General features: G+C 54.2%; 26 protein-coding genes and 1 rRNA gene. 17 read left to right on the forward strand and 10 right to left on the reverse strand.

Going from position 1 to position 25,697, the window contains the following annotated elements; genetic code table 11:
* The first annotated feature begins 235 nt into the window (after window positions 1-235).
* The 3 genes from rrf (at window position 236) to SK62_RS04975 (ending at window position 2,392) form a co-directional block, all read left to right on the forward strand.
* Window positions 236-351, forward strand: a 5S ribosomal RNA gene (rrf, locus tag SK62_RS04965).
* Window positions 352-480: 129 nt separating this feature from the next.
* Window positions 481-933, forward strand: a complete 453-nt coding sequence (locus SK62_RS04970; RefSeq protein ID WP_039270055.1) for a DUF4385 domain-containing protein — start codon at window positions 481-483, stop codon at window positions 931-933.
* A 112-nt stretch (window positions 934-1,045) separates the two neighbouring features.
* A complete protein-coding gene (locus SK62_RS04975) occupies window positions 1,046-2,392 on the forward strand; it encodes an MFS family transporter (RefSeq protein WP_047718868.1) in 1,347 nt (448 codons plus the stop codon).
* Here SK62_RS04975 and SK62_RS04980 read toward each other — a convergent pair.
* The 5 genes from SK62_RS04980 to trxC all read right to left on the reverse strand — a co-directional run bounded on the left by SK62_RS04980 (window position 2,389) and on the right by trxC (window position 8,110).
* A complete protein-coding gene (locus SK62_RS04980; protein WP_003860739.1) occupies window positions 2,389-2,712 on the reverse strand; it encodes a YfiM family lipoprotein in 324 nt (107 codons plus the stop codon). The genes SK62_RS04975 and SK62_RS04980 overlap by 4 nt on opposite strands.
* A gap of 45 nt (window positions 2,713-2,757) precedes the next feature.
* Window positions 2,758-4,113, reverse strand: coding sequence for a CDP-diacylglycerol--serine O-phosphatidyltransferase (gene pssA, locus SK62_RS04985; RefSeq protein ID WP_026094276.1), 1,356 nt, complete (start codon window positions 4,111-4,113; stop codon window positions 2,758-2,760).
* Between the two features lie 109 nt (window positions 4,114-4,222).
* Window positions 4,223-6,886 (reverse strand): bifunctional acetate--CoA ligase family protein/GNAT family N-acetyltransferase, encoded by a 2,664-nt coding sequence (gene pat, locus SK62_RS04990; RefSeq protein ID WP_017692865.1) that lies wholly within the window; start codon window positions 6,884-6,886, stop codon window positions 4,223-4,225.
* A gap of 35 nt (window positions 6,887-6,921) precedes the next feature.
* Window positions 6,922-7,620: a tRNA-uridine aminocarboxypropyltransferase gene (gene tapT, locus SK62_RS04995; RefSeq protein ID WP_047718866.1), complete on the reverse strand. Its 699-nt coding sequence runs from the start codon at window positions 7,618-7,620 to the stop codon at window positions 6,922-6,924.
* A 70-nt stretch (window positions 7,621-7,690) separates the two neighbouring features.
* Entirely contained in the window at window positions 7,691-8,110 is a 420-nt protein-coding gene (trxC, locus tag SK62_RS05000) for a thioredoxin TrxC (RefSeq protein WP_032649129.1), read from the reverse strand.
* Between the two features lie 204 nt (window positions 8,111-8,314).
* On the opposite strand from trxC, the gene SK62_RS05005 reads away from it, so the two are divergent.
* Window positions 8,315-9,400, forward strand: a complete 1,086-nt coding sequence (locus tag SK62_RS05005) for a tRNA/rRNA methyltransferase (RefSeq protein ID WP_017383555.1) — start codon at window positions 8,315-8,317, stop codon at window positions 9,398-9,400.
* A gap of 39 nt (window positions 9,401-9,439) precedes the next feature.
* Here the strand turns inward: SK62_RS05005 and ung are convergent, their stop codons facing one another.
* Complete coding sequence (gene ung / locus SK62_RS05010) at window positions 9,440-10,129, reverse strand: uracil-DNA glycosylase (protein ID WP_045347547.1); 690 nt, start codon at window positions 10,127-10,129, stop codon at window positions 9,440-9,442.
* A gap of 315 nt (window positions 10,130-10,444) precedes the next feature.
* Here ung and grcA point away from each other — a divergent pair, with 315 nt between their 5' ends.
* The gene (gene grcA / locus SK62_RS05015; RefSeq protein WP_003860727.1) at window positions 10,445-10,828 is read left to right on the forward strand and encodes an autonomous glycyl radical cofactor GrcA; all 384 of its coding nucleotides are present in this window, start codon (window positions 10,445-10,447) and stop codon (window positions 10,826-10,828) included.
* Between the two features lie 51 nt (window positions 10,829-10,879).
* On the opposite strand, the gene srmB is transcribed toward grcA, so the two are convergent.
* Window positions 10,880-12,208, reverse strand: a complete 1,329-nt coding sequence (srmB, locus tag SK62_RS05020; protein ID WP_017383554.1) for an ATP-dependent RNA helicase SrmB — start codon at window positions 12,206-12,208, stop codon at window positions 10,880-10,882.
* Window positions 12,209-12,340: 132 nt separating this feature from the next.
* Between srmB and SK62_RS05025 the strand changes: the two genes are divergently transcribed.
* Window positions 12,341-13,078 carry a tRNA(1)(Val) (adenine(37)-N(6))-methyltransferase TrmN gene (locus SK62_RS05025; RefSeq protein ID WP_032649123.1) on the forward strand — a complete coding sequence of 246 codons (738 nt, stop codon included), beginning with the start codon at window positions 12,341-12,343 and terminating at the stop codon, window positions 13,076-13,078.
* Here the strand turns inward: SK62_RS05025 and nadB are convergent.
* Window positions 13,063-14,682 carry an L-aspartate oxidase gene (gene nadB, locus SK62_RS05030; RefSeq protein ID WP_017692868.1) on the reverse strand — a complete coding sequence of 540 codons (1,620 nt, stop codon included), beginning with the start codon at window positions 14,680-14,682 and terminating at the stop codon, window positions 13,063-13,065. The genes SK62_RS05025 and nadB overlap by 16 nt on opposite strands.
* A 425-nt stretch (window positions 14,683-15,107) precedes the next feature.
* On the opposite strand from nadB, the gene rpoE reads away from it, so the two are divergent.
* From rpoE to acpS, 11 genes are all read left to right on the forward strand, one after another.
* Window positions 15,108-15,683: an RNA polymerase sigma factor RpoE gene (gene rpoE, locus SK62_RS05035; RefSeq protein ID WP_006176728.1), complete on the forward strand. Its 576-nt coding sequence runs from the start codon at window positions 15,108-15,110 to the stop codon at window positions 15,681-15,683.
* Window positions 15,684-15,714: 31 nt separating this feature from the next.
* On the forward strand, window positions 15,715-16,365 hold the full coding sequence (gene rseA / locus SK62_RS05040; RefSeq protein WP_015572138.1) for an anti-sigma-E factor RseA: 651 nt from the start codon (window positions 15,715-15,717) through the stop codon (window positions 16,363-16,365).
* Complete coding sequence (rseB, locus tag SK62_RS05045; RefSeq protein WP_003860717.1) at window positions 16,365-17,318, forward strand: sigma-E factor regulatory protein RseB; 954 nt, start codon at window positions 16,365-16,367, stop codon at window positions 17,316-17,318. Before rseA ends, rseB begins: the two co-directional genes overlap by 1 nt.
* A complete protein-coding gene (gene rseC / locus SK62_RS05050) occupies window positions 17,315-17,791 on the forward strand; it encodes a SoxR-reducing system protein RseC (RefSeq protein ID WP_015572140.1) in 477 nt (158 codons plus the stop codon). Before rseB ends, rseC begins: the two co-directional genes overlap by 4 nt.
* A gap of 185 nt (window positions 17,792-17,976) precedes the next feature.
* Window positions 17,977-19,782, forward strand: a complete 1,806-nt coding sequence (gene lepA / locus SK62_RS05055; protein ID WP_003860714.1) for a translation elongation factor 4 — start codon at window positions 17,977-17,979, stop codon at window positions 19,780-19,782.
* A 15-nt stretch (window positions 19,783-19,797) separates the two neighbouring features.
* Window positions 19,798-20,772, forward strand: coding sequence for a signal peptidase I (gene lepB / locus SK62_RS05060; protein WP_006811565.1), 975 nt, complete (start codon window positions 19,798-19,800; stop codon window positions 20,770-20,772).
* Between the two features lie 223 nt (window positions 20,773-20,995).
* A complete protein-coding gene (rnc, locus tag SK62_RS05065) occupies window positions 20,996-21,676 on the forward strand; it encodes a ribonuclease III (protein WP_003860711.1) in 681 nt (226 codons plus the stop codon).
* Window positions 21,673-22,578 (forward strand): GTPase Era, encoded by a 906-nt coding sequence (gene era / locus SK62_RS05070; RefSeq protein WP_003860709.1) that lies wholly within the window; start codon window positions 21,673-21,675, stop codon window positions 22,576-22,578. Before rnc ends, era begins: the two co-directional genes overlap by 4 nt.
* A gap of 17 nt (window positions 22,579-22,595) precedes the next feature.
* Window positions 22,596-23,303 (forward strand): DNA repair protein RecO, encoded by a 708-nt coding sequence (recO, locus tag SK62_RS05075; RefSeq protein WP_015572142.1) that lies wholly within the window; start codon window positions 22,596-22,598, stop codon window positions 23,301-23,303.
* Window positions 23,304-23,378: 75 nt separating this feature from the next.
* Window positions 23,379-24,110, forward strand: coding sequence for a pyridoxine 5'-phosphate synthase (gene pdxJ / locus SK62_RS05080; RefSeq protein ID WP_015572143.1), 732 nt, complete (start codon window positions 23,379-23,381; stop codon window positions 24,108-24,110).
* Window positions 24,110-24,490: a holo-ACP synthase gene (gene acpS, locus SK62_RS05085; RefSeq protein ID WP_015572144.1), complete on the forward strand. Its 381-nt coding sequence runs from the start codon at window positions 24,110-24,112 to the stop codon at window positions 24,488-24,490. Before pdxJ ends, acpS begins: the two co-directional genes overlap by 1 nt.
* Here the strand turns inward: acpS and SK62_RS05090 are convergent.
* The gene (locus SK62_RS05090; RefSeq protein WP_003860704.1) at window positions 24,487-24,747 is read right to left on the reverse strand and encodes a YfhL family 4Fe-4S dicluster ferredoxin; all 261 of its coding nucleotides are present in this window, start codon (window positions 24,745-24,747) and stop codon (window positions 24,487-24,489) included. The genes acpS and SK62_RS05090 overlap by 4 nt on opposite strands.
* A gap of 56 nt (window positions 24,748-24,803) precedes the next feature.
* Window positions 24,804-25,652: a MurR/RpiR family transcriptional regulator gene (locus SK62_RS05095; protein WP_003860702.1), complete on the reverse strand. Its 849-nt coding sequence runs from the start codon at window positions 25,650-25,652 to the stop codon at window positions 24,804-24,806.
* Window positions 25,653-25,697: the final 45 nt, after the last annotated feature.

Below are 25,697 nucleotides of genomic sequence, written 5' to 3' on the forward strand. Positions count from 1 at the left end.
GAGATAAGTGCTGAAAGCATCTAAGCACGAAACTTGCCCCGAGATGAGTTCTCCCTGAGACTTTAAGTCTCCTGAAGGAACGTTGAAGACGACGACGTTGATAGGTCGGGTGTGTAAGCGCAGCGATGCGTTGAGCTAACCGATACTAATGAACCGTGAGGCTTAACCTTACAACGCCGAAGGTGTTTTGGCGAAGAGACGAAATTTTCAGCCTGATACAGATTAACAGAATTTGCCTGGCAGCTTTAGCGCGGTGGTCCCACCTGACCCCATGCCGAACTCAGAAGTGAAACGCCGTAGCGCCGATGGTAGTGTGGGGTCTCCCCATGTGAGAGTAGGGAACTGCCAGGCATCAATCAAGAAGAACCCCGTACCGTAAGGTGCGGGGTTTTTTGCTTTGTACATGGGAAAACATGGCGGATGGCGGCTTCCCCTTATCCGGCCTACAATTGTTAAAACAATTTTAACAATGGTGCCGCTTTGACTCGTCCCTTTGATTATCAACAAGATTTTGCCAATATTAATTTTCGCGAACATCCCGAATGGTATCAGGTTGGCCGGGGTGAGCAGGGCGTATTGATGGTCGAGCCTTATAAAAGCGAAATCCTGCCGCACTGGCGTTATAAAAATGCTGAAGTCGCAGCGCGTTCGGCAGAAGAGATCTACGCCCTTTTTGAAGAATACCGCAGGAAAAACGATTTTGTCGGCATGGATATGGCGCGTAAATTCATACAGATGGGATACACCCGTGCCCGGCGATACGCCAATCATAAAGGCGGTAAAAAGTATGATGAGAAGCGCCAGGTCAAACCCCTCGATCACGATCCAGTAAAAGCAGAAGCCGCTGCGGTGTTCAAAACGTGGTGGGATAAAATTCGTGCTGATGAAGATTATTTGCAGCGAAAAAAGGCTCACCAGCAAGCGTGGGGATAATTACTACGTCCGCTAATAATTCGATACCTGATCGAGTTCACAAAATCCAATGAAACATATTGGAAACATTTTATTTACCTAACGATTCGTTTTAAATCCGGTTTTACTGTTTGTGGGCAATGGCCCGCAATGTGAGACAGGGGATTTTAAAAAGACAGAAACCGTAGCCAGTGCAGATACGGATAACACAAGTTTAGCAGGCAAGGATACTCGCCGTCGGGTTTGGGCAATCGTTGGAGCTTCATCGGGGAACCTTGTAGAGTGGTTTGATTTTTACGTCTATTCATTTTGTTCACTCTACTTTGCACATATCTTCTTCCCGTCAGGGAACACCACAACGCAGCTTCTGCAAACCGCAGGCGTTTTTGCCGCCGGGTTCCTGATGCGTCCCATTGGCGGATGGCTGTTCGGCAGGATCGCGGACAGGAAAGGGCGCAAGACATCCATGCTCATCTCCGTGTGCATGATGTGCGTCGGCTCGCTGGTGATTGCCTGCCTTCCCGGATATGACACTATCGGAACATGGGCACCGGCGTTGTTGCTGCTGGCACGCCTGTTCCAGGGGCTGTCAGTGGGTGGCGAATATGGCACCAGCGCGACATACATGAGCGAAGTAGCTGTTGAAGGGCGCAAAGGTTTCTATGCATCATTCCAGTATGTAACCCTCATTGGCGGTCAGCTGCTGGCGTTACTGGTTGTGGTGATCCTTCAACAAATCCTTAGCGATGAAGATTTACGCGCCTGGGGCTGGCGCATCCCGTTTGCCCTGGGGGCTGCCCTGGCGGTTGTGGCGCTGTGGTTACGCCGTCAGCTTGATGAAACCTCCCAGCAGGAGGTCAGGGCGCTGAAAGAAGCCGGTTCGATGAAAGGGCTGTGGCGAAACCGCAAAGCGTTTTTGATGGTATTAGGCTTTACCGCCGCAGGCTCGCTAAGCTTCTATACCTTCACCACCTATATGCAAAAATATCTGGTCAACACCACGGGCATGCATGCTAACGTTGCGAGTGTCGTCATGACGGTGGCGTTACTGGTCTTTATGCTCATCCAGCCGATTGTTGGCGCGCTGTCGGACAAAATAGGTCGCCGCACCTCCATGCTGATCTTTGGTGGCATGCTCACCCTGGGGACTGTTCCGCTTTTGACGGCGCTACAGCATACAACCTCTCCGTATGCCGCTTTCGCTTTGATTATGGTGGCACTTATTATTATTAGTTTTTACACGGCAATCAGTGGCATTTTGAAAGCGGAAATGTTTCCCGCACAGGTGAGGGCGCTGGGCGTAGGCCTCTCTTATGCGGTCGCTAACGCCCTGTTCGGCGGTTCGGCAGAGTATGTCGCGCTATCCCTTAAGTCATGGGGCAGTGAATCGACCTTTTTCTGGTATGTCACCATCATGGGGGCGCTGGCGTTTATTGTCTCCCTGATGCTGCATCGTAAAGGAAAAGGGATCCGCCTTTAATAATGCGCCATCTGCCAGACGGCGTAGCCGGTTGTTGCCCCGGCTACGTCCCAGGCAAAATCTTTCCAGCTCCAGCCGCTTCCCGAGGGGCGGCTATCCCAAAGTTCTTTTGATGCCCCCAGGCTGATGGAGAACATCAGCCCCATTGTGGCACTTCGATCCCGGCTATAACCCTGGTGCAGCGCATATTCATTACCCGCAGCGGACAACATTGCAGACGCCAGAAAGTGTTGAGCTTTATCCTGACCCGACCAGTTATCATTAGCCATATGGCTGCAACCGGTCAGGAAAAGAGGGATTATCAGGAAAGGCGTACGCATTAACAGACTCCATAAAAAAGCCCCGTCGATGACAGGGCTCGTGTATTACAGAATGCGGCTGATGAGGCGGTCGATACGGATCCGACGTAGACGGCGAATCAGCTTGCGAACTTTCACCGGATAATCAGCGATGCTTTGCAGATCGCGATAATGACGAACCACTGTAGTATGCGTGCGTATAAGCTCCAGCTCACGATCGCGTTTCGCGGCTAACGCATGCTGAGGATCGTGAATAAGGATGGCGTTTTCCAGATCCAGACGCCAGGCGCGTGGGTTGAGATTATTACCGGTCAGCAGCATCCACTCATCATCCACCCACATTCCTTTGAGGTGATAGCTGTTGTCTTCATCTTTCCAGAGACGCACAACCAGCTGGTCCGTGTTTACATAGTACTGTAAACGGCTCAGGAAGCGGCGCAGGTTAATCTCATAGAGATAAGGCAGTGCGCCGATGATCTTGAAAGGCTGATCTTCCGGAATGAAAAAGTCATTTGCCGTTTTATCCCCGACAATAATTTCCACCTTTTTACCATCACGCAGCAGCTGAATGATATTACGCACCAGAACGGCGGGAAGGTTGAAGTACGGGGTACAGATGGTGAGCTTATGCTCCGCGCACGGCATCAAATGGAAGATGGTCTTGTTCAGCAGGCTGGATTTTCCCAGGCCTACCAGAGGCGTAACGGACAGTTCTTCATTACTGGCATCCCCCTGAAAACGATAAACCGCATCGCGCAGTTCCTGGCGGAAGGAGCGAACGTCGTTTTTGATTTCCGGGCTTTTCGGACGATGAGGATCGTCAAGACGGTGCACACCCCGGCCATGAACCAGGTTTTTATCAACCCAGTTGAACATGATGTCGGCCATCTGCGGATTGCGGATCAGATGGTAGCGATCGTAACGGTATTTATCGAGCTGATGGAGATACACATCATTCAGGCTGGCACCGCTATAAAGGACGCTGTCATCAATGATAAATCCTTTAAAATGAAGAACGCCAAGCGCTTCACGGGTATTCACCGGTACGCCATACACCGGGATATCAATACCCGGATTTTCCTGGGCCGTGCGGCAATACCAGTCAGCATTGGTATTCGAGGCAGCCGCACCAATACGGCCACGCTGAGCACGGTGCCAGTCAACCAGCACGCGAACATCCAGTTCCGGACGCTGACGTTTCGCTTCATAGAGCGCGTTAAGGATCGCACGCCCACCTTCATCTTGTTCAAGATAGAGCGCCACAATGCAAATACGTCGCGTAGCGCTGGCAATCTTTTCAAGAAGCGTCTCCCGGAAATGAGCGGGAGCATAAAAGAACTCTACATCATCAACTGACTGAGAAATCTTCGGTAGTTGAGCAAGGTGTTGTTGATGTTTATTACGCTTAAATTTTGACAACATCACAGTGCGTTTCTTCTCTGTTCATTGAAGGGTTGTCTGTACCAGGCAAACAACATAAGCGGACAATGATACCCCAGTGCCGCGAAAAGTGGGTAACATTTCCAGCAGCTTACTCTTGTTTATCCGTCGAAATCAGGCTGAGGGACAGAGAGACAATGCCTTCATCCAGCTGGATATCAACGTCAAAACCGAGCTTCCGCGCCAGGGTCACCATACCCCGATTGTTTGGCATAGTAATGCCATTCAGGCGTGACAATCCGTGATCGCGCGTATAACCAATGAGTTTTTCGAGCAGCCGTCTGCCCAACCCCAAACCCTTAAGATCGGAACGCACCAGTACGGCAAACTCCGCATCCACGTTATCCGGGTCGGAAATGGCACGCGTCACGCCGAGGATCTCCTCTCCCGCTCCGGAACGGCGGACCGCCACAATCGCCATTTCTCGATCGTAGTCGATCTGGGTCATATTGGCTAAATCGTCGTGGGTAAATTCATTGATTTCGCTGAAATAGCGATAGTACAAATCTTCCTTCGTCACCTGCGAGATGAACGCCCGCAGCAGCGGCTCGTCTTCCGGCAGGATAGGGCGAAACAGCGCCCGTTCCCCATTTTTCATCTCCACCCACTCTTCCAGATGAAGAGGATAAGGACGAATGGCGAGACGGCTTTCCCGATCACCGATAAAGGGCGCAATATCCAGCGTCACGTCCAGCGCGGTAAATTCATTTCCGGAGGCAAGAAGGGGGTGGATATCCAGGCGCTGGATCTCCGCACAGTCAACAATGAGGTTGGAAACCTTCACCAGAAACTGGCTTAATCCGGCGATATCAAGCGGCCGCAGAGCGCTTCTCCCGCGGATTTTTTTGCTTTTGATGGCCTGAATAATCAAATAACGCGCCAGGTTCATGTTTAGAGGAGGAAGCGCGACAACCGCCTGTTCTTCTGGCCGCCACTCAACGCCGCCTTCACCCAGCATAATGAGCGGACCAAAAACCGGATCGTGTTCGACAACCACGCGCAGCTCCTGTGCACCCGCACGGTTGGCCATGCTCTGCACCAGCAGGCCGTGGATCCGGGCCTGTGGCCACGTCATTTTTACGCGATCGATAATGGCATCCGCGGCCTGTTGCACTTCTGTCGCGGTGCGCAGATACAGCATGACGCCCTGCACATCCGATTTGTGCGGAATATCGGGAGAGCGCAGCTTCAGCGCGACCGGATAACCAATCTGCTCAGCGATATGTACCGCCTCAGCGCTGTCGCCGGCAATCCAGGTGGGCAGGGTTTGCATTCCATAACTGCCAAGAATGGGTTGTACCTCATGTGTATCAAGAGAAGTGGCGCCCTCTTCGATGGCCTGCTGCAAAAGCCTGTGCACATCCACCGAATTTGCGGTGAGATTGCCCGGCAGGGCAGGCGTTTCACGCAGCTGCTTCTGGTTGCGGCGGTATTCAACCATATGCATAAACGCGGTAATGGTGCCCTCCGGGGTACGGTAGGTTGGCAACCCGGCTTCACTAAACAGACGCCGTGCCTCCTGGGAGGAGAACTCGCCGCACCAGTTGGTCAGCAGGGTAACGTATTTGCCGCGGGGATGGTTTCGGACTGCCTCAATCAGCGCACGCGCACTTTCGCTGCCTGGAGCAACCGCGCTGGGCGAATGGATAATCATCAGCGCATCAAAGTCCTGGCTATCGAGCAAAATCGTGATCGCCTTAATGTAACGATCGCTGCTGGCATCATCGCGCAAATCGAGGGGATTATCGGGAACAACGCTTCCCGGTAACGCGTCCCGCAGGCGCTGTAGCGTCTCTTCACCCAGCGTGGCCAGCTTGCCGTTGCGTAGCCAGAGCTCGTCCAGCGCCAGGGCGGCGGGAGCGGCACCGTTGCTGACAATCATCAGCTTTTCACCGCGCAGGGGGCGCATGTGGCTTAACGTTTCGACGGCGGAAAAAAGCTCGTGCGTATCCTGTACCCGCAGTAAACCGGCGCGCTGGATCGCTGCATCCCATGCGGGATCCATCCCGGAACGGGAATGTAGCAGGCGCTGAGCCGCGGGGCTGCGCCCGCTTTTGATGACCAGTATCGGTTTATTTCGCGATGCGCTACGCGACGCCGACACAAAACGACGGGCGTCGCTCAGGTGTTCAAGGTAGAGCAGGATAGCGCTGGTTTTGCTGTCACGCGCCAGGAAATCCAGCAGCTCATCGACGTCAATGTCCAGGCTGTCGCCCAAAGCGATGAAGTAGGAAAAACCCATCTCACGCTGCTGCGCCCAGTCGAGGATGGTATTGGATACCGCAGCCGACTGCGAAATAAAGGCCAGTTTGCCTTTGCGGATCGGAACCGGGGAAAAACTGGCATTCAGCCCTTGCCAGGGCGCAAGCAGGCCGAGGCTGTTTGGACCTAGAATGCGCATCTGGTAGCGGCTGGCGCAGGCCAGCAGTTCGGGCTGCTGTTCAGGAGGCGAGGAAAGAATAATGCAGGTTTTACAGCCTTTCTGACCGAGCGACTCAAGCAGTTCGAGGTTTCGTTTCGCATGCGTACAGAGCACGGCGAGGTCGGGAACGAAAGGCAGGCTCTGCACATCCGGCCACGCCAGTACTCCCTGTACCGCTTTATAAGCGGGCGTAACGGGCATGACCGGGCCGTTAAACCCGCCAGCCAGCAGGTTACGCATCATCAGATACCCTGCGCGGTCCGGTTTCATCGAGGCGCCAATAACGGCAATGGATTTCGGACGGAGTAGCGCTTCTAACCCTCTCTGGCTCATGCAGGCCTCCCGTGAATGCAAGCGACCTGATGATTTTAAACGCTTTCTGTCTCTGTTGCTGTGACGCTACCCTTATGAACGGTTTTTCCCGCAAGATAACGTTCACGGAAGCAGGAGAAGTGGGAGCCCAGCGCGCCGGCTGCCTGGGTATCGCCCGCCAGATCCAGTAGCGCAATAGCGACTTCAGCGGTGCAATATTGACCGTCGGCATGCGCTTCACGCAAGCGATAGGCCGAAACGCGCGACAGATCGACGGAAATCACCGGCAGCGCATCAAGGTAAGGGCTTTTGCGAAACATCTTTCTCGCTTCGGTCCAGGTGCCGTCGAGCATAATAAACAGCGGCGGCTTACCAGATGGTGGCGCCGTAAGCACCTGACGTTGTTCGCCTGCATATGATGCCGGGAAAACGACCATAGGCTGATAGTCCGGGCTTGCCACCAGGTCGAGCAGAGCCTTAGGTGGCTCAGTGCGCGACCACTGAAACGCTGCGGTGTTAGGCAGAATATCGGCGATCAAACGCCCCGTGTTGCTGGGCTTCATCGGTTCGGTATCGAACATGACCAGACAAAAGCGGCTTTTCGCCTCGCTCGGTACAAGCGTTTCGCACAGACACACTTTCAGCGGTAAAAGGCAGCGCTGGCAGCGGCGAATACGATTGCCTCGGGCCAGAAAAGGGCGGGTGGCGCGCGCAAGGCGCTCGGCGCGTAATTGGAGTACAGCGTTATCAGTCATGGGCGAAAAGGCAGGAAAAACCCCATTTTCGCAGAGGAGAGAACGGGGCACAAGATATGCCCCGCGAATGTTACAGGGATTCGTTTAACCAGCTGTCGAAAGGCGCTTTCGGTACTGCGCCATTGAGCATGTCGATCACTTCACCATTTTTGAAAATCATAATGGTTGGAATGCTGCGAATGCGAAAACGGGCGCTGAGTTCACGTTCCGCTTCGGTATTCACTTTGACAAAACGCATTTTTCCGCTGCGCTCTTCAGCCACGTCTTCGAAGATGGGCGCAAAGTTACGGCAGGGGCCGCACCACGGTGCCCAGAAATCGACCACAACAGGCAGATCGTCCTTGAGGAGTTTGTCCAGCGTAGCACCCGTCGCGTTAATGACATCGCCATCAAATAATTCGTGGCCACAACGCCCGCATTTCGCACCGTCATCCATCCGATCGTCCGGAATGCGGTTTACAGCCTGACAGTTGGCACATACGGTATTCATAACTAACCTCTGATAGAGCCGTGGAACAACGGCAGAACGCCGATAATGTTTCTGATATGTTACATATTATCAGTGAGCCTGTATGAAACGACAACGCGTTTTATTCAATGGGAACAATAGTCACAGGCTTTTGTACGAAATTATGGCTATGAGCTTGCACATCGGGTAATCTGCGCGCTTCGCGCAGCGCTGGTGGAGAAAAGCATGAACGACGAAATGAAAAACAAAAGCGGCAAGGTCAAAGTGATGTATGTCCGCAGTGATGATGACTCTGATAAACGCACCCAAAATCCGCGTACCGGAAAAGGTGGCGGGCGTCCGGCGTCTTCTCGTGCAGACGGTGGCCGTCGCCCCGCCCGCGATGACAGAAATAACCGCGGCGATGACCGCAAACGTGATGACCGTAAGCGTGACGATCGCAAACGCGATGATGTTGTCCGTGACGGTGGATCGCCATGGCGTACCGTTTCTCGCGCGCCCGGTGAAGAGGCGACCGAAAAAGCCGATCACGGCGGTATCAGCGGAAAAAGCTTTATCGATCCGGAAGTGTTGCGTCGTCAGCGTGCGGAAGAGACCCGTGTCTACGGTGAGAACGCCTGTCAGGCCCTGTTCCAGAGCCGCCCGGAGTGTATCGTTCGTGCATGGTTTATTCAGAGCGTGACCCCGCGCTTCAAAGAAGCGCTGCGCTGGATGGCGGCGAACCGTAAAGCCTATCACGTGGTTGACGATGCCGAGCTGACAAAAGCGTCCGGGACTGAACACCACGGCGGCGTCTGCTTCCTGATCAAAAAACGTAACGGCACTACCGTGCAGCAGTGGGTCAGCCAGGCGGATGCCGATGACTGCGTGCTGGCGCTGGAAGATGTGGGTAACCCGCATAACCTGGGCGCTATGATGCGTAGCTGCGCGCACTTTGGCGTGAAAGGCGTTCTGTTGCAGGATGCCGCGCTGCTGGAATCCGGTGCGGCGATTCGTACTGCGGAAGGCGGTGCAGAGCATGTTCAGCCTATCACCGGCGACAGCGTGCTGGAAGCCCTGGAGCAATTCCGTAAAGCGGGCTACACCATTGTCACCACCTCAAGCCGTGCCGCTACGCCGCTGTTTAAAGCGACGTTGCCGCGCAAAATGGTGCTGGTGTTAGGTCAGGAGCGTGATGGTCTGTCTGATGCGGCACTCTCCAGCGCTGACCTGAGCGTCTCTATCGACGGCACTGGCAACGTTGAAAGCCTGAACGTATCCGTTGCGACCGGCGTGCTGCTGGCGGAATGGTGGCGTCAGAACAAGGCATAAGCCTTTTATGTGCCGGGCCTGACCCGGCACATTCAAACCCTACTCGCTCTCTGCCGGTAACACAGGCATCCAGTCAATCGGCTTTTCGCCACGCTTTTCCAGCCACTCATTCGTCAGAACAAAATGATTACTGCCAAAGAAACCGCGATGCGCAGACAGCGGCGACGGGTGCGGTGCCTTCAGCACGTAATGACGCTGACGATCGATAATCGCCCCTTTCTTTTGGGCATGCGAACCCCAGAGTAAAAACACGACGCCTTCACGATGCTCATTGATCAGGCTGATAACCTTATCGGTAAAGGTTTCCCATCCCAGACTGGCGTGGGAGTGTGCCTGGCCCGCCCGGACGGTTAATACGGTATTCAGCAACAGCACGCCCTGGCGCGCCCAGCTTTCCAGATAACCGTGATCAGGGCGGGTAAAACCCGGAATCGTTCCTTCCAGCTCTTTATACATATTTAGCAGAGAAGGGGGGATGGCCACGCCCGGACGCACGGAAAATGCCAGTCCGTGAGCCTGCCCGGGGCCGTGGTACGGATCCTGCCCCAGGATAACCACCTTTACATCACTCAGTTCGGTGTAGCGGAAGGCGTTAAACACATCTTTCTGCGGCGGATAAATTGTCTGGCCGGCCTGCCGTTCAGCCGCAACGGTACTGAGGGTGTTAATAAAATAGGGCTGCTGCTTCTCTTCTGCCAGCACGTCATGCCAGGTTAAAGGTGTTGTCATCTCGCTCTCCTGCGAATCTCATTCTGTGTCTAGCTTACCTGTTAAACACCAATGAGCAAAATTACCCGCGGAAAACCAAGCTAAGTGACTCAATTTATGTTGAAAACCAGGCTGGATAAGTTGAATTGGTAAACTTTTAAAATTGATCTAAAACAAAAAATACAGACCACACTCTTTGTGTGGTTGGTGGTTTTGTTGATTTAAATCAATAAATCACCCGGGTCTGAATGTTATATATACACACAACAAACAATGGTTTTACCAATTGGCCGCAAAAGGCCAGCATCAGTTAATGTAGCCTAAGGGAGGCAACACATGATTACAGGTATCCAGATTACTAAAGCTGCAAATGACGATCTGCTGAACTCTTTCTGGCTGCTGGACAGCGAGAAAAACGAAGCGCGCTGTGTAGTAGCGAAAGCAGGTTTTGCGGAAGACGAAATCGTTCCGGTGAGCAAACTGGGCGAAATTGAATACCGTGAAATTCCAATGCAAGTGCAGCCAGAAGTACGCGTGGAAGGTGGTCAGCACCTGAACGTTAACGTCCTGCGTCGCGAAACGCTGATGGATGCCGTTGAGCACCCGGAAAAATACCCGCAGCTGACCATCCGTGTGTCTGGCTATGCGGTGCGTTTCAACTCTCTGACCCCGGAACAGCAGCGCGACGTTATCGCGCGTACCTTTACTGAAAGCCTGTAAAGTTCAGCTTCGGGGGTGGAATAAAAAAGCCGGGAATGTCCCGGCTTTTTTTTACTCTTCCGTTTTTGTCTCTGGCGCAGCAGAACTTGGCTTACGGCGCTTACCAATATTTTTGGTATCGCGGTGGCGCTGTTTAACGCGCGGCTTCTCTTTTTCTTTCTCTTTTCTCTCAGCACGTTTCGCGAGCGCTTTCTTGGACGGTTTACCCGTCATTTTTTCACTCGGCGCACGTGTGGTCGGACGAAGCCCGTCAATCACGCGAGCTTTCAGCGGCTCCTCAACGTAGCGGCCAATTTTCTGTAGCAGCAGATGGTCGTGCGCTTCTACCAGAGAGATAGCAATACCTTTGCGGCCCGCACGGCCGGTACGACCAATACGGTGCAGGTAAGTATCACCGCTGCGCGGCATATCAAAGTTGATTACGTGGCTCACGTCCGGGATGTCGATCCCACGCGCGGCAACATCGGTGGCAACCAGCACATTCACGCGGCCATCGGTCAGGCGCTTAATCCCTTCGGTTCGCTTAACCTGCGCCATTTCACCTTCGAGATAGCAGTTGTTAATGCCGGCGTTGCGCAGCATTTCTGCCAGCTCATGCACGCGCTCACGTTTGCGTACGAAGACGATGGTACGGGTTGCCTCTTCCTGCTTCAGCAGGTGTTTCAACAACTCAACCTTATGCTCAAGGTTATCTGCGCGGTAGTACCACTGGTGGATCTTCTTACGCTCACGGGTCGATGGCGTAGCGGACACTTCCACCGGATCTTCCAGCAGACGTTCGGCGAAATCTTTAATGGCATCCCCTTCAAGGGTTGCCGAGAACAGCATTGTCTGATTACGCCAGCGCGTTTCACCCGCGATGTGTTCGATATCCTGGGCAAAGCCCATGTCCAGCATGCGGTCAGCTTCATCGAGAATCAGCGTTTCCACCGCGCGGCAGTCGAAGTTCTCTTCTTTTATGTATTGCAGCAGACGGCCCGTCGTCGCGACAACGATATCCTGGTTTTCGCTGAACACTTCGGCGTGGTTCATATACGCTACGCCGCCGGTGATGGTCGCGATATCCAGATGGGTGTTCGCCGCCAGCTCACGCGCGTGTTCGGCAACCTGCATCGCCAGTTCACGGGTCGGGGTCAGGATCAAAATGCGCGGTGGGCCTGATTTTTTACGCGGAAAGTCGAGCAAATGCTGCAACACAGGCAGCAAGTAGGCTGCTGTCTTCCCCGTGCCGGTTGGCGCAGAACCGAGCACATCGCGGCCCTCAAGCGCAGGCGGAATGGCCGCGGCCTGAATGGCGGTCGGGCGTGTAAAGCCTTTGCTCTCAAGGGCATTGAGCAGGCTTTCATCGAGTTCAAGTTCGGAAAAAGTCGTTACAGTCATGTTCTACCTCTGTGTGGGGCGCTGATTATAGACGTTACGGCTGTAATCTTCATCTGTTTGTATGGATATCGCTTTTCGACCACTTCGCTTTCCCCTATGCTACTCCAGTTTCACTCAGAAGGTTGCCCTGACATGTCTCAACTCAAAGCGCAGTTGCGCCGCGATGGTTTTACGTTTAAACAGTTTTTTGTGGCGCACGATCGTTGTGCGATGAAAGTCGGTACAGACGGTATTTTACTGGGTGCATGGGCGCCTGTCGCAGGTGTAAAACGCATTCTGGATATTGGTACGGGCAGCGGACTTCAGGCGCTGATGCTGGCGCAGCGAACGGAAGAACACGTCACGATCGACGCCGTTGAGCTTGATCCTCAGGCGTCCCGGCAGGCAAGTGAAAACGCTGCCGACTCTCCGTGGGCAGATCGCATCAGGGTAGAATGCGCCGATGTCCTGACCTGGGCGCCGGAGCAAACCGCGCGTTACGATTTGATTGTCAGCAATCCGCCGTATTTCACGCCAGGTGTGGAATGTGGAACGCCAGAACGCGAGCAGGCACGTTACACCGGCTCGCTCGATCACAAGGCGCTACTGACCAGTGCGGCGGAGCTTATCTCGGAAGAGGGATTTTTCTGCGTGGTCTTGCCTGAAAGCACGGGTAATACCTTCATTGAGATCGCACGGGGGATCGGCTGGAATCTGCGTCTTCGTACCGATATTTCGGATACGGAAGGACGCTTACCGCACCGCGTGTTGCTGGCGCTCTCGCCGAAAGAGGGGGAATGCTTTATCGACAGGATGGTTATTCGTGGGCCAGACCAGCGTTATTCCGAAGATTACACTGCCCTGACCCAGGCCTTTTATCTGTTTATGTGAACCTGCGGCGTCAACACCGACGGGCCGGACATTTCAAGCGGTTCGGGATAGTCCAGCGTATAATGCAGGCCACGGCTCTCTTTGCGCATCATCGCACAGCGCACAATCAGCTCGGCAACCTGCACAAGGTTGCGCAGCTCCAGCAGATTATTAGAAACGCGGAAGTTGGCGTAATATTCATCAATTTCCTGCTGCAACATCATGATGCGGCGTAACGCGCGTTCCAGACGCTTCGTTGTGCGTACAATCCCGACATAATCCCACATGAAAAGCCGCAGCTCGTGCCAGTTATGCTGGATAACCACCAGTTCGTCCGGGTTTTCTACCCGACTTTCATCCCATGCCGGCAAGTGTGTTGTCGGACGTGCATAGGGCATGCGTTTGGTAATATCTTCCGCAGCCGACCACCCATACACCAGACACTCCAGCAGCGAGTTTGAGGCCATGCGATTCGCACCATGCAGGCCGGTGTAGCTGACCTCGCCGATCGCATACAAACCATCCACGTCGGTACGACCATGATCGTCAACCATCACCCCGCCACAGGTATAGTGTGCGGCAGGTACAATCGGCACCGGATCGCGGGTTAAATCAATACCCAGACTCAGCAGCTTTTCATAAATCATCGGGAAGTGCTGGCGAATAAAGTCTTCCGGTTTATGGCTAATGTCCAGATACATACAGTCGACGCCAAGCCGCTTCATCTCGTGGTCAATGGCGCGGGCCACGATATCCCGCGGGGCAAGTTCACCTCGGGGGTCGAAGTCCGGCATAAACCGGGAACCGTCCGGACGCTTCAGATACGCGCCTTCGCCGCGCAACGCTTCAGTTAACAGGAAGTTACGTGCCTGCGGGTGGAACAGGGCGGTAGGATGGAATTGATTAAACTCCATATTCGCCACGCGGCAGCCTGCGCGCCAGGCCATGGCGATACCGTCTCCGGAGGCGATATCCGGGTTAGTCGTGTACTGGTAAACCTTGGAGGCGCCGCCAGTCGCCAGCACAACGGCTTTTGCCTGGCAGGTTTCCACCTTCTCTTTATTCCGATTCCACACCCATGCGCCGACAACACGGCGCGTGCCGGGCAGGCCAATCTTATCGGAAATAATCAGGTCGACGGCGTTGCTGCGCTCCAGCACCCGAATATTAGGATGGCTGAGGGCTTTGCTGACCAGCGTGGTTTCAACCGCTTTTCCGGTTGCATCAGCAGCGTGCAGAATACGGCGGTGGCTGTGCCCGCCTTCACGGGTCAGGTGATAGCTCTCTTCACCATTAGGCTGAACATGCGTATCAAACAGCACGCCCTGATCGATAAGCCATTGCACGCAGTGGCGGGCATTGCTGGCGACAAACTCTGCCGCATGCTCATCCACGATCCCGGCGCCGGCAATCAGGGTGTCTTCTACGTGCGAGGCTATACTATCCGTTTCATCAAACACGGCGGCAATACCGCCTTGTGCATAGAAGGTGGAACCTTCGCTCATCGGCCCTTTACTCAGCACGATTACGTTCTGATGTTCCGCCAGGCGCAGTGCGAGGGATAGGCCGGCAGCACCGCTGCCGATGATCAGTACATCACAATGAAGTTCAGGCGTCGTGTTCATGATGTTTGTTTAATTTACTAAACATGGTGTGGGGAGAATAGCATTGTGATGCGAGATATCGCACGTTTTTTTTGTTGTGTGTTGCAATGACTAAACGGAAGGCCAGAAGTTAAATCTGCGCTAAATGGCCGGAAATATTTTGCGAAGCAGATCGTTAGCTTCAGATTTTGTGGTGAAATAAAGCCTGTGTTGCGTTACTCTTCTGACGATAAAGTTGATGATTCTTGTCAGAAAGCGGGTGCGTATCGTGAACAGACTTATAATGAGAGAAAATGAACGGTCTGCGGCGCGATGAACAAAAACAAAGGCGTTACGGAACTTATTGAAGAACAGACACTCTAATTCGGTGCTTGCTCAAAGCGCAATGTTGTTAGAGTGGCGTTTCGATAACGCGTGGAATTTGGTTTGGGGAGACATTACCTCGGATGAGCGAGCAGTTAACGGACCAGGTCCTGGTTGAACGGGTCCAGAAGGGAGATCAGAAAGCTTTTAACCTACTGGTGGTGCGCTACCAGCATAAGGTAGCGAGTCTGGTTTCCCGCTATGTACCGTCAGGCGATGTTCCTGATGTGGTGCAAGAGTCTTTTATTAAGGCCTATCGCGCGCTGGATTCATTCCGGGGGGATAGTGCTTTTTATACCTGGCTGTATCGTATTGCAGTCAATACGGCTAAGAATTATTTGGTTGCTCAGGGCCGTCGTCCGCCTTCAAGTGACGTTGACGCTATCGACGCAGAAAACTTCGAAAGTGGCGGCGCGCTGAAAGAAATTTCGAACCCTGAGAACTTAATGTTGTCAGAAGAACTGAGACAAATCGTTTTTCGCACGATCGAGTCGCTCCCGGAAGATTTACGCATGGCAATTACGTTACGGGAGCTGGATGGCCTAAGCTATGAAGAGATAGCCGCCATCATGGATTGTCCGGTCGGCACGGTTCGTTCACGAATTTTCCGTGCGCGAGAAGCCATTGATAATAAAGTTCAACCGCTTATCAGGCGTTGACGATAGCGGGATACTGGAAAAGGTATTAGGCATGCAGAAAGAAAAACTTTCCGCTTTAATGGATGGTGAAACGCTGGATAATGAGCTGCTTGATGAGTTGTCTCATTCTCCCGAAATGCAACAGACCTGGGAGAGCTATCATCTTATCCGCGACTCTCTGCGCGGTGATACCAGCGAGGTTCTCCATTTCGATATCTCAGCACGCGTTATGGCGGCCATTGAGAACGAACCTGTTCATCAGACCACGCCGCTGATTCCTGAAGCGCAGCCTGCACCTCACCAATGGCAGAAAATGCCGTTCTGGCACAAGGTGCGTCCATGGGCCAGCCAGCTCACCCAAATGGGGGTCGCTGCGTGCGTATCGCTTGCAGTTATCGTTGGGGTCCAGCACTATAATACTCAGTCTGAAGCCAATCAGCAGCCTGAAGCGCCAGTGTTCAATACGCTGCCGATGATGGGTAAAGCCAGCCCGGTTAGCCTGGGCGTACCGGCAGATGCCTCCGCAAGCGGCGGACAGCAACAGCAGGTACAGGAGCAGCGCCGTCGCATTAATGCGATGTTGCAGGATTACGAGTTGCAGCGCCGTCTGCACTCCGAGCAGCTTCAGTTTGAGCAGGCCCAAACCCAGCAGGCTGCTGTGCAGGTGCCAGGAAACCAAACTTTAGGAACGCAATCGCAGTAATGAAGCAACTTTGGTTCGCCATGTCTTTGATGGCGGGTAGCCTGTTCTTCTCTGCTAACGCCTCGGCTGATGTTTCATCCGGGGCGTTGTTGCAGCAAATGAACCTGGCCAGCCAGTCACTCAATTACGAGTTGGCATTTATCAGCATCAATAAGCAGGGTGTCGAATCGTTACGCTATCGCCACGCCCGCCTTGATAACCAGCCGCTCGCCCAGCTTTTACAGATGGATGGTCCGCGTCGGGAAGTGGTCCAGCGTGGGAACGAAATCAGCTATTTCGAGCCTGGCCTTGAGCCGTTTACGCTCAATGGTGACTACATCGTTGACTCCCTGCCGTCGCTCATTTACACCGATTTTAAACGTCTCGCCCCCTACTATGATTTTATCTCGGTGGGGCGAACGCGTATTGCCGACAGGCTGTGCGAAGTGATCCGCGTTGTTGCGCGGGATGGGACACGTTACAGCTATATCGTCTGGATTGACGCAGAGACGAAGCTGCCGATGCGCGTTGATCTGCTCGATCGCGACGGTGAGACGCTGGAGCAGTTCCGCGTGATCTCCTTCGATGTGAACAGTCAGGTTGGCAACAGCATGCAGAATCTGGCCAAAGCCAGCCTGCCTCCTTTGCTTTCCGTGCCTGCCGGCGATTCTGTCAATTTTAACTGGGTACCATCCTGGATCCCGCAAGGGTTCAGCGAAGTTTCCAGCAGCCGTCGCCAGCTCCCAACCATCGAAACACCGGTTGAGTCGCGACTCTATTCCGATGGGCTGTTTAGCTTCTCGGTGAATATCAATCGCGCTACGGCGAACAGTTCCGAACAGATGCTCCGTACCGGTCGCCGGACGGTCAGCACGACGGTGCGCGATAATGCGGAAATTACCATTGTCGGTGAATTACCGCCGCCAACGGCAAAACGTATTTCAGACAGCATTAAATTCAGGGCTGCGCAATGATTAAAGAGTGGGCCACGGTCGTATCCTGGCAGGATGGCGTAGCGCTTGTCAGCTGTGACGTTAAAGCATCATGCAGCAGCTGCGCTTCGCGAGCCGGTTGCGGCAGCCGCGTGTTGAATAAGCTGGGGCCGCAAACGTCGCACACTATTGCTGTGCCGAGCGATCAGCCGCTGGTGGCAGGGCAAAAAGTGGAGCTGGGCATCGCTGAAGGTAGCCTGCTCACTTCCGCCATGCTGGTTTACCTTTCTCCGCTGGCAGGTCTGTTCGTGATGGGCGGGGTTTTCCAGATGCTGTTCGGCACAGATTTGGCCGCCTTGTGCGGTGCCGCGTTGGGCGGGGTGGGCGGGTTCTGGCTTGCTAAAGGCGTTTCCCCAAGGCTTGCCGCCCGGGAAGCGTGGCAGCCCGTTATCCTCAGCGTTGCACTGGCACCCGACCAACTTCGTGTTGAGACGCTCTCTTCTGAGGCCCGGTAATCTGCCGGGCTTTATTATTATTTACATCGCAATAAAGAAAACGCCGTCTCTTCGCGCTATACCTGGCTCTAAGTGCATTTCCAGCTGACGAGGATGTAGTGTAGAATGCTGCGTTTTCGCACTGAAAAACGTCAGGCTAAGAACAGCGGCCTCCAGGAATTCGTAAGGCATAATTATTTAACTATATGAAGAACATACGTAACTTTTCGATCATTGCTCACATTGACCACGGTAAGTCGACGCTGTCTGACCGTATTATCCAGATTTGCGGTGGCCTGTCTGATCGTGAAATGGCAGCCCAGGTTCTGGACTCCATGGACCTGGAACGCGAACGCGGTATTACCATCAAAGCGCAGAGCGTGACGCTCGACTATAAAGCTTCCGATGGTGAAACCTATCAGCTGAACTTTATCGACACCCCAGGGCACGTTGACTTCTCTTATGAAGTGTCACGCTCGCTGGCGGCCTGCGAAGGCGCGCTGCTGGTGGTGGATGCCGGGCAGGGCGTAGAGGCCCAGACGCTGGCAAACTGCTACACCGCCATGGAAATGGATCTTGAAGTGGTGCCGGTTCTGAATAAAATCGACCTGCCAGCCGCCGATCCTGAGCGCGTAGCGGAAGAGATTGAAGACATCGTCGGTATTGATGCGACCGATGCAGTGCGCTGCTCGGCGAAAACCGGTGTCGGTGTTCCGGACGTACTGGAACGTCTGGTGCGTGATATTCCGCCGCCGGAAGGCGACCCGGATGCGCCGCTACAGGCGCTGATCATCGACTCCTGGTTTGATAACTACCTCGGCGTTGTCTCGCTGGTGCGTATTAAAAACGGCACCATGCGTAAAGGCGACAAAATCAAGGTCATGAGCACCGGCCAGGTCTACAACGCTGACCGTCTGGGCATCTTCACGCCAAAACAGGTTGACCGTACCGAGCTGAAATGCGGCGAAGTGGGCTGGCTGGTCTGTGCCATTAAAGACATCCTCGGCGCGCCGGTGGGTGATACCCTGACCGGTGCACGTAACCCGGCAGATAAAGCGCTGCCAGGCTTCAAAAAGGTGAAACCGCAGGTTTATGCGGGTCTGTTCCCGGTCAGCTCTGACGATTACGAAAACTTCCGCGATGCGCTCGGAAAGCTGAGCCTCAATGATGCCTCCCTGTTCTACGAGCCAGAAAGCTCAACGGCGCTGGGCTTTGGCTTCCGCTGTGGCTTCCTCGGTCTGCTGCACATGGAGATCATTCAGGAACGTCTGGAGCGTGAATACGATCTGGATCTGATCACCACCGCCCCGACGGTTGTCTACGAAGTAGAAACCACATCGAAAGAGGTGATCTACGTCGACAGCCCGTCCAAGCTCCCGCCGCTGAATAATATTCAGGAACTGCGCGAGCCAATCGCAGAGTGTCACATGCTGCTGCCGCAGGAGTTCCTCGGTAACGTGATCACCCTGTGTATTGAGAAGCGTGGCGTGCAGACCAACATGGTTTACCACGGTAACCAGGTGGCGCTGACCTATGAAATTCCGATGGCAGAAGTGGTGCTCGACTTCTTCGACCGTCTGAAGTCTACCTCCCGTGGCTATGCGTCGCTGGACTACAACTTCAAACGCTTCCAGGCCTCGAACATGGTTCGTGTGGACGTGCTGATCAACGGTGAGCGTGTGGATGCGCTGGCGCTGATCACCCACAACGATAACGCACCGTACCGTGGTCGTGAGCTGGTTGAGAAGATGAAAGATCTGATCCCGCGTCAGCAGTTTGACATTGCGATTCAGGCGGCCATTGGTAACCACATCATTGCCCGTTCAACCGTGAAGCAGCTGCGTAAAAACGTTCTGGCTAAGTGCTACGGCGGCGACGTCAGCCGTAAGAAAAAGCTGTTGCAGAAGCAGAAAGAAGGTAAGAAGCGTATGAAGCAGGTCGGTAACGTTGAGCTGCCGCAGGAAGCATTCCTTGCCATCCTTCATGTTGGTAAAGACGGTAACGGTAAATAACCTTAAGGAGTTGGCATGGCGAACATGTTTGCCCTGATCCTGGTCATCGCTACCCTGGTGACAGGTCTGTTGTGGTGCCTGGATAAGTTTATCTTCGCCCCAAAACGCCGTGAACGTCAGGCTGCCGCGCAGGCAGCCACGGGCGATGCGCTGGACGCGAAAACCCTGAAAAAAGTCGGCCCAAAACCGGGATGGCTGGAGACAGGGGCATCGGTATTCCCGGTGCTGGCGATTGTGCTGGTGGTGCGTTCATTTATCTATGAACCGTTCCAGATCCCGTCAGGATCGATGATGCCAACGCTGCTGATCGGTGATTTCATTCTGGTTGAAAAGTTTGCCTATGGCATCAAAGATCCGATCTACCAGAAAACGCTGATCGAAACGGGTCATCCGAAACGTGGCGACATCGTGGTGTTTAAATATCCGGAAGATCCGCGGCTGGATTATATTAAACGCGCGGTAGGTCTGCCGGGCGATAAAGTGACCTACGATCCGGTGGCGAAAGAGGTGACCATTCAGCCAGGCTGTAGCTCTGGCACCGCATGTGAAAATGCGCTGCCAGTCACTTACTCCAACGTTGAGCCAGCTGATTTTGTGCAGACCTTCGCCCGCCGTAACGGCGGTGAAGCGACCAGCGGATTCTTCCAGGTGCCAAAAGGTGAAACCAAAGAGAATGGCATTCGTCTGGTTGAACGCAAAGAGACGCTGGGCGATGTTACTCACCGCATTCTGACCGTGCCCATCGCACAGGATCAGCTGGCAATGTACTACCAGCAGCCAGGCCAACAGCTGGCGACCTGGATTGTGCCGCCGGGACACTACTTCATGATGGGTGACAACCGCGATAACTCTGCGGACAGCCGTTACTGGGGCTTTGTGCCGGAAGCGAATCTGGTCGGTAAAGCAACCGCTATCTGGATGAGTTTTGAGAAGCAGGAAGGCGAGTGGCCGACCGGCGTTCGCCTGAATCGTATTGGCGGAATTCATTAATTTTCGCCAAAAATAACACGTAGCGGCTTTTATTCGCCGCTACGTGAATTATTTCAGCGATAAATCTCTTTGAACTAACGACATCCCCTGTCGTTGTGTATAGAATATTCCCCCGAAGTTTAAGGTTGGCCCTGCAAGGGTGCCACGGCACACGAAACCGCGTTGGTTTTCTCAGGTCGGTTTCGTGTGCTGCATTTTTGACGCATTCATTTATTGGTATCGCATGAACCCCATCGTAATTAATCGGCTTCAACGGAAGCTGGGCTACACTTTTCATCATCAGGAGTTGTTGCAACAGGCATTAACCCATCGCAGTGCCAGCAGCAAACATAATGAGCGTCTCGAGTTTTTAGGCGACTCTATTTTAAGTTTCGTGATTGCAAATGCGCTTTATCATCGTTTTCCGCGCGTGGACGAAGGTGATATGAGCCGCATGCGCGCCACGCTGGTGCGCGGCAATACCCTCGCTGAAATCGCACGCGAATTTGAGCTGGGTGAATGCCTGCGTCTGGGGCCAGGTGAGCTGAAAAGTGGTGGTTTCCGTCGTGAATCCATCCTTGCCGATACGGTCGAGGCATTGATCGGTGGCGTGTTCCTGGACAGCGATATCCAGACCGTAGAAAAGCTGATCCTTAACTGGTATCAGACCCGCCTGGACGAAATCAGCCCGGGCGATAAACAAAAAGATCCTAAAACGCGTCTGCAAGAATATTTGCAGGGTCGTCATCTGCCGCTGCCATCCTATCTGGTGGTGCAGGTGCGTGGCGAAGCCCACGATCAGGAATTTACCATCCATTGCCAGGTCAGTGGCCTGAGTGAACCGGTGGTCGGCACGGGTTCAAGCCGTCGTAAGGCTGAACAGGCTGCCGCCGAACAGGCGTTAAAAATGCTGGAGCTGGAATGAGCATCGACAAAACCTATTGCGGATTTATTGCCATCGTCGGACGTCCGAACGTTGGCAAATCCACCCTGCTGAATAATCTGCTTGGGCAGAAGATTTCTATCACCTCGCGTAAGGCGCAGACCACGCGTCACCGCATCGTCGGTATCCATACTGAAGGCGCGTATCAGGCGATCTACGTCGATACACCGGGCCTGCACATGGAAGAGAAGCGCGCCATCAACCGTCTGATGAACAAGGCGGCGAGCAGCTCCATTGGCGACGTAGAGCTGGTGATTTTCGTTGTGGAAGGCACCCGCTGGACGCCGGACGACGAAATGGTCCTGAACAAGCTGCGCGACGGCAAAACGCCGGTGATCCTCGCAGTCAATAAAGTGGACAACGTGCAGGAAAAAGCCGATCTGCTGCCGCACCTGCAATGGCTGGGCAGCCAGATGAACTTCCTGGACATCGTCCCGCTGTCTGCGGAAACGGGTCTGAACGTTGATACCATCGCGGGTATCGTGCGCAAGCATCTGCCGGAAGCGACTCATCACTTCCCGGAAGACTACATCACCGATCGCTCTCAGCGTTTTATGGCGTCTGAAATCATCCGTGAGAAGCTGATGCGTTTCCTGGGCGCTGAACTGCCGTACTCTGTGACGGTGGAGATCGAGCGTTTCCAGAGCAACGAGCGTGGCGGCTACGATATTAACGGTCTGATCCTCGTTGAGCGTGAAGGGCAGAAGAAGATGGTGATCGGCAATAAAGGCGCCAAGATCAAAACTATCGGAATCGAAGCCCGTAAAGACATGCAGGACATGTTTGAAGCACCGGTTCACCTGGAACTGTGGGTGAAAGTGAAATCTGGCTGGGCCGATGATGAGCGTGCGCTGCGCAGCCTCGGTTACGGCGAAGATCAGTAACCTAAGACGACGAGCATATGGATGGATGGCAGCGCGCCTTTGTCCTGCATAGTCGTCCCTGGAGCGAAACCAGCCTGATGCTGGACGTCTTCACGGAAGAGTCCGGTCGCGTGCGCCTTGTTGCCAAAGGCGCACGTTCCAGACGTTCTAATCTGAAAGGTGCCTTGCAGCCTTTCACCCCGCTGCTGGTCCGCTTTGGCGGGCGAGGGGAAGTCAAAACCCTGCGCAGTGCTGAAGCCGTCTCCCTGGCGCTTCCTCTTTCTGGTATCACGCTCTACAGCGGTTTGTATGTTAACGAACTCATCTCACGGGTTCTTGAACATGAGACCCGCTTCTCTGAACTTTTCTTTGATTACCTGCACTGTATTCAGGCACTTGCTGGCGCAACCGGCACCCCTGAGCCTGTGCTGCGTCGTTTCGAACTGGCGCTGCTCGGACACCTTGGTTACGGCGTTGATTTTCTGCACTGTGCGGGAAGCGGAGACGAGGTAGAAGACACCATGACCTATCGCTATCGTGAGGAAAAGGGCTTTATTGCCAGTGTCGTCGTCGATAACAGCACCTTTACCGGGCGCCAGCTCAGAGCACTGTATGAACGCGAGTTCCCGGACGCCGACACTCTGCGTGCGGCAAAACGCTTTACCCGAATTGCGCTCAAGCCGTATCTTGGGGGCAAACCTTTAAAGAGCCGCGAATTATTCAGGCAGTTTATGCCGAAACGCTAATGTTTTACCCCTCACCCCAGCCCTCTCCCGGAGGGGGAGGGAGAAGGTAAATGAACAAAAATACCGAGGATTGTCATGGCTGAATTACTGTTAGGCGTCAACATCGATCACATCGCCACGTTACGTAATGCACGCGGTACCGCGTATCCCGATCCGGTTCAGGCGGCGTTTATCGCTGAGCAGGCTGGCGCCGACGGCATTACCGTTCACCTGCGTGAAGATCGTCGCCACATCACCGACCGGGACGTGCGCATCCTGCGTCAGACGCTGGACACCCGCATGAATCTGGAGATGGCGGTCACCGAAGAGATGCTGGCGATTGCCTGCGAGACCAAACCGCATTTCTGCTGCCTGGTGCCGGAAAAGCGTCAGGAAGTGACCACCGAAGGCGGTCTGGATGTGGCCGGGCAGCTCGACAAAATGCGCGATGCCTGCAAACGCCTGGCGGATGCCGGTATCCTGGTTTCTCTGTTTATCGACGCCGATTTCACCCAGATTAAAGCCGCTGCCGACGTGGGTGCGCCGTATATTGAAATTCACACCGGCTGCTATGCCGATGCCGAAAACGATGCAGCGCAGGCGAAAGAGCTGGAGCGAATCGCCAAAGCGGCAACCTACGCCGCGAGCCTGGGACTGAAGGTTAACGCCGGTCACGGCCTGACCTATCACAACGTAAAAGCCATCGCTGCCCTGCCGGAAATGCACGAGCTGAACATCGGCCACGCCATCATTGGCCGCGCGGTGATGAGCGGTCTTAAAGAAGCGGTTTCCGAGATGAAGCGCCTGATGCTGGAAGCGCGTCAGTAATGGCTATTCTGGGCTTAGGCACCGACATCGTTGAAATAGCCCGCATTGAAGCGGTGATCGCCCGGAGCGGCGATCGCCTCGCAAGACGCGTGCTGAGCGATAACGAATGGGCTATCTGGGAGGCGCATCAACAGCCGGTGCGCTTTCTGGCAAAGCGTTTCGCGGTAAAAGAGGCGGCGGCGAAAGCGTTCGGCACGGGCATTCGTAACGGCCTGGCGTTTAACCAGTTTGAAGTGTTTAACGATGAGCTGGGTAAGCCACGTCTACGTTTATGGGGCGAGGCGCTTAAGCTGGCGGAAAAGCTGGGCGTGGCGCACATGCACGTAACGCTTGCCGATGAACGCCACTACGCCTGTGCGACGGTGATCATCGAGAGTTAAATTTTGTCCGCATGGTGCATCAGGACAAACTTATCCCACAGCTGTTCTTCGTTCTCGACGTGTGCCGGGTCTTTTAAGATCGTATTGGGAATGGGGCACACCTTCTGGCAGGTCGGCGTCTCATAGTGGCCGATGCATTCGGTGCAGCGGTCGCTGTTAATCTCATAAATGCTGTCGCCCATCGAAATCGCCTCGTTCGGGCATTCGGGTTCGCACATATCGCAGTTGATGCATTTTTTGGTGATTAACAGCGCCATCAGGAAATTCTCAGAAACATCACAAACAGGGCGGGCATTATACGCTCATTCGTTGTTCAGACCAGTTTTTTTACCAGCTCTTCGCTGTGACGAATACGCTCTGGCGCACGCTCCAGATCCTGCTGAACCAGCGCCATAAACAGCAGGTCCGTCAGCATCATCTGCGCACTCGTCGACGAAATCGCCGCACTGCGAGTGGCCTGTTCCTCGGCAATGGTATACAGACAGCGGGTGGCCCGTTGCTGGAGCGCATTCGGGCTGAAGCCAGTAATCGCCAGAATTTTTCCTCCTACGCGCAGGGCTTCGTCGGTAGCCATATTAATTTCACGACGCTCGCCGGAATAGGAGATGGCCAGCAGTAAATCGTCAGGATCCATGGCCTGCACGGTCGCCAGCAGCGCGTGCATATCCTGTTCAACGATGGCGTTATAGCCGATTTTTGTCAGCTTCCAGCCAAAGTTACGCGCAACCAGTCCGGAGGCGCCGATCCCGGTCAATACAATACGCCGCGCGTCGCGAAGCATGGCTACGCTTTCCAGCAGCTTCTCTTCCGTGTTCACATCCAGCGTGGCATGCATTGCCGCCACGTTCTCTTTGATCAGCTTTTCGCCGACCAGACGCATCGGATCGTCGCCGCGGATCTGGTTATGCACCGGCATTGACTGCGGATTAGGGTTGCTTACCAGTGCTTCACTGATCGCCAGTTTTAGCGCCGGAAAGCCTTTATAGCCTATCTTCTGGGCAAATTTCACCACGCTCGACTGGCTCACCCCGGCTTCGCCTGCCAGCTGCTGGGAGCTGAGGTGTCGCGCGCGATCGGGCTGGGAAAGTAAATAATCCGCCAGCTTTTTGTCACTCTGGGCAAACCCTGCGTAGCGCTGGCGAATACGAATTAAACAGTTCATACGGTCTCCTGGCGAAAATGTGATTACCCGCGCAAATACGAATTT

Origin of the sequence: Enterobacter sp. BIDMC109, from assembly GCF_001037885.1 — a bacterium.
Taxonomy (GTDB): domain Bacteria; phylum Pseudomonadota; class Gammaproteobacteria; order Enterobacterales; family Enterobacteriaceae; genus Enterobacter; species Enterobacter hormaechei_C.

Bases quoted from the DNA above. Each gene is read 5' to 3' on its own strand.
- SK62_RS05005 (WP_017383555.1), top strand. From the start codon at position 8,315: ATGAACGACGAAATGAAAAACAAAAGCGGCAAGGTCAAAGTGATGTAT.
- tapT (WP_047718866.1), bottom strand. From the start codon at position 7,620: ATGACTGATAACGCTGTACTCCAATTACGCGCCGAGCGCCTTGCGCGC.
- rnc (WP_003860711.1), top strand. From the start codon at position 20,996: ATGAACCCCATCGTAATTAATCGGCTTCAACGGAAGCTGGGCTACACT.
- rpoE (WP_006176728.1), top strand. From the start codon at position 15,108: ATGAGCGAGCAGTTAACGGACCAGGTCCTGGTTGAACGGGTCCAGAAG.
- rseA (WP_015572138.1), top strand. From the start codon at position 15,715: ATGCAGAAAGAAAAACTTTCCGCTTTAATGGATGGTGAAACGCTGGAT.
- SK62_RS05025 (WP_032649123.1), top strand. From the start codon at position 12,341: ATGTCTCAACTCAAAGCGCAGTTGCGCCGCGATGGTTTTACGTTTAAA.
- srmB (WP_017383554.1), bottom strand. From the start codon at position 12,208: ATGACTGTAACGACTTTTTCCGAACTTGAACTCGATGAAAGCCTGCTC.
- rseC (WP_015572140.1), top strand. From the start codon at position 17,315: ATGATTAAAGAGTGGGCCACGGTCGTATCCTGGCAGGATGGCGTAGCG.
- SK62_RS05095 (WP_003860702.1), bottom strand. From the start codon at position 25,652: ATGAACTGTTTAATTCGTATTCGCCAGCGCTACGCAGGGTTTGCCCAG.
- lepA (WP_003860714.1), top strand. From the start codon at position 17,977: ATGAAGAACATACGTAACTTTTCGATCATTGCTCACATTGACCACGGT.
- trxC (WP_032649129.1), bottom strand. From the start codon at position 8,110: ATGAATACCGTATGTGCCAACTGTCAGGCTGTAAACCGCATTCCGGAC.
- nadB (WP_017692868.1), bottom strand. From the start codon at position 14,682: ATGAACACGACGCCTGAACTTCATTGTGATGTACTGATCATCGGCAGC.
- pdxJ (WP_015572143.1), top strand. From the start codon at position 23,379: ATGGCTGAATTACTGTTAGGCGTCAACATCGATCACATCGCCACGTTA.
- recO (WP_015572142.1), top strand. From the start codon at position 22,596: ATGGATGGATGGCAGCGCGCCTTTGTCCTGCATAGTCGTCCCTGGAGC.
- SK62_RS05090 (WP_003860704.1), bottom strand. From the start codon at position 24,747: ATGGCGCTGTTAATCACCAAAAAATGCATCAACTGCGATATGTGCGAA.
- era (WP_003860709.1), top strand. From the start codon at position 21,673: ATGAGCATCGACAAAACCTATTGCGGATTTATTGCCATCGTCGGACGT.
- ung (WP_045347547.1), bottom strand. From the start codon at position 10,129: ATGACAACACCTTTAACCTGGCATGACGTGCTGGCAGAAGAGAAGCAG.
- pat (WP_017692865.1), bottom strand. From the start codon at position 6,886: ATGAGCCAGAGAGGGTTAGAAGCGCTACTCCGTCCGAAATCCATTGCC.
- grcA (WP_003860727.1), top strand. From the start codon at position 10,445: ATGATTACAGGTATCCAGATTACTAAAGCTGCAAATGACGATCTGCTG.
- lepB (WP_006811565.1), top strand. From the start codon at position 19,798: ATGGCGAACATGTTTGCCCTGATCCTGGTCATCGCTACCCTGGTGACA.
- pssA (WP_026094276.1), bottom strand. From the start codon at position 4,113: ATGTTGTCAAAATTTAAGCGTAATAAACATCAACAACACCTTGCTCAA.
- rseB (WP_003860717.1), top strand. From the start codon at position 16,365: ATGAAGCAACTTTGGTTCGCCATGTCTTTGATGGCGGGTAGCCTGTTC.
- SK62_RS04980 (WP_003860739.1), bottom strand. From the start codon at position 2,712: ATGCGTACGCCTTTCCTGATAATCCCTCTTTTCCTGACCGGTTGCAGC.
- acpS (WP_015572144.1), top strand. From the start codon at position 24,110: ATGGCTATTCTGGGCTTAGGCACCGACATCGTTGAAATAGCCCGCATT.